This window comes from Myxacorys chilensis, assembly GCF_059505265.1.
In genome coordinates this window covers 1-2,348 of sequence record NZ_JCACKG010000288.1, presented here as the reverse complement: position 1 = coordinate 2,348, position 2,348 = coordinate 1, and the positions used below count along the sequence as shown (strand labels likewise).

Below are 2,348 nucleotides of genomic sequence, written 5' to 3'. Positions count from 1 at the left end.
TCAGAAGGGGACAGCCCTTCAACCTGCCAATGAACGATCTACAACTGTAGTAAGTGGCACATTAGGTTTGTAGTAAAGAATGTAGTCCGCCCGTTTTGACTCTCCCCGACTCACCAGTTTGCCTTTTGGGTTGACTCGCCCCTTCGTAAACTAAACGTCACCTCTTCCCGAATCTGAGTTTGAATATCCCATCCGGCACCCACAATTCCAGGAGTGATGTACTTTGTACAAATGTCCCGCTCACTTAAGGAACGTTTATCGAGTTGTTCTGGCATAAATTAGGGCTGATGGATGAGGAACGAGCTATTTTGATGGGTGCCCATAACACAGCACCACGAAAAACAATCTGCACCCTATCGGCAATCAAGAAATTGTTCAATGTACCTGAATCTTGAAGATGGGTCGATTTGAGAGTTCCCGTATTCCAAACCCAACTGACGACTAAACAACTTAACTGAGCTACCAATCAATTGAAGCCTTTTTTGAGCCGGTTGCCCAGTTTTTATATTTGAACAAAGAGCCTGTCCACCACCAAAGGCGGCGATTTCTTCTCCTGTCAATGTCCAGCAGCGATCGCTGCTGACTAAAATTGAAGCTGTCCTGGATAAAGCGATCATCTTATCCGATGAGGTCGTCCCCGAAGACGAGGTAGACGAAGACGATTCATGAGTAACAACTCTATTGTGAGTTAGTAAAAAGCTCTTGCAAAAAAGCTGAATAACGGATAATCTGCCTAAAAGAAGTAGAACACTTGTTCTTATGAGTCAGATTACGATTCAGTGTCGTTTAGTTGCTTCACCAGAAACCCGCCAACAGCTTTGGACGCTGATGGCAGAGCGCAACACGCCACTCATCAATACCCTCATCGAGCAACTGAGTCAGCACTCCGAGTTTGAAACGTGGCGACGCAAAGGTAAAATTTCTTCTGCTGTCGTCTCTCAGTTTTGTAAACCCCTCAAAACAGATTCCCGCTTCAGTGGTCAACCCGCTCGACTCTATACTTCCGCAGAACATGCCGCAGATTACATTTTCAAGTCCTGGTTAGCCATTCAGAAGCGGCTTCAACAGAAGCTGGACGGTAAATTGCGCTGGTTGGAAATGCTCAAGAGCGATGAAGAATTAGCCCAGGAAAGTGGAGTTGAACTTGGCAGAATTCGCGATCGCGCCAGTGCCCTCTTGCTCAAACTTCAGCTATCCCCTACTGTCAATCCAGCAACCCAGTCCCCAGTCAAACAAGGTAAAAAGCGCAAAAAGATAGAGTCTTCAGACCGCAGTTTAGTGAATCAACTGTTCGATCGCTATCAGGATGCCAAAAAGGTGCTGGAACGGTGTGCAATCGCCTACCTGCTCAAAAACGGTTGTCAAGTGCTCGATCAGGAAGAGGACATTAAAAAATTCACCCAACGCCGCCGAAAAACTGAACTTCAAGTCATAAGACTTCGGGAGCAACTAGAAGCGCGAATCCCCCACGGTCGAGACCTGACTGGGCAAAGCTGGCTGCAAACGCCAGATATTGCTACCCTAACCGTCCCGCGAGATAACACTGAGGCAAAACGCTGGCAGGATAGATTACTCACCAAACCCAGTGTTCTGCCCTTTCCACTAGTCTTCGAGACGAATGAAGATCTGGTCTGGTCACGTAATGACAGAGGGCGCATCTGTGTCCATTTCAGTGGATTCAGTGACACCTTTGTCGTCTACTGTGACCAACGCCAACTCCCCTGGTTTCAGCGATTTCTGGAAGATCAGGAAACCAAACGCGCTGGCAAAAATCAACATTCCAGCGGTCTTTTCACGCTTCGGTCTGTTCGTCTGGCATGGCAGGAGGGGGAAGGGAAAGGAGAACCCTGGGAAATTCATCGCCTGACCCTGTACTGCACCGTAGACACCCGCCTTTGGAGCCAGGAAGGAACCGAGCAAGTCCGTCAGGAGAAAGCAGCTGATATTGCCAAGAAAATCAGCCAGATGCAAGACAAAGGCGAACTGTCTAAAACGCAGGAGGGCTATGTCAAGCGGATGAACTCTACCCTGGAACGGATTAACAATCCTTTCAACCGTCCCAGTCAACCGCTCTACCAGGGGCACTCCAACATTCTGGTAGGGATAAGTTTGGGGTTGGAGAAACCCGCCACCGTTGCCGTGTGGGATGCTCGCACCAACCGGGTTCTCGCCTATCGAAGTATCCGACAGTTACTCGGCAAGGATTATCATCTCCTGACTCGCCACCGCCAGCAGCAGCAACACACCTCCCATCTTCGCCATAAAGCCCAGAAACGAAATGCCCCAGCTCGGCCAGGGCTGATTCATGTTAGGGAGGAAAAATTCCTAGCATGGGCAGCAAACGGTCG

1 protein-coding gene and 1 pseudogene are annotated in these 2,348 nt (G+C 49.1%); one reads left to right on the top strand and one right to left on the bottom strand.

Going from position 1 to position 2,348, the window contains the following annotated elements; translation table 11 throughout:
• Positions 1 to 42: 42 nt before the first annotated feature.
• Positions 43 to 275, bottom strand: a pseudogene (locus AC5JLB_RS29210) (hypothetical protein); the annotation flags it as partial.
• A gap of 484 nt (positions 276 to 759) precedes the next feature.
• Here AC5JLB_RS29210 and cas12k point away from each other — a divergent pair.
• Positions 760 to 2,348, top strand: a 1,589-nt coding sequence (gene cas12k, locus AC5JLB_RS29205; protein WP_495877328.1) for a type V CRISPR-associated protein Cas12k, incomplete at its 3' end; no start/stop codon positions are given.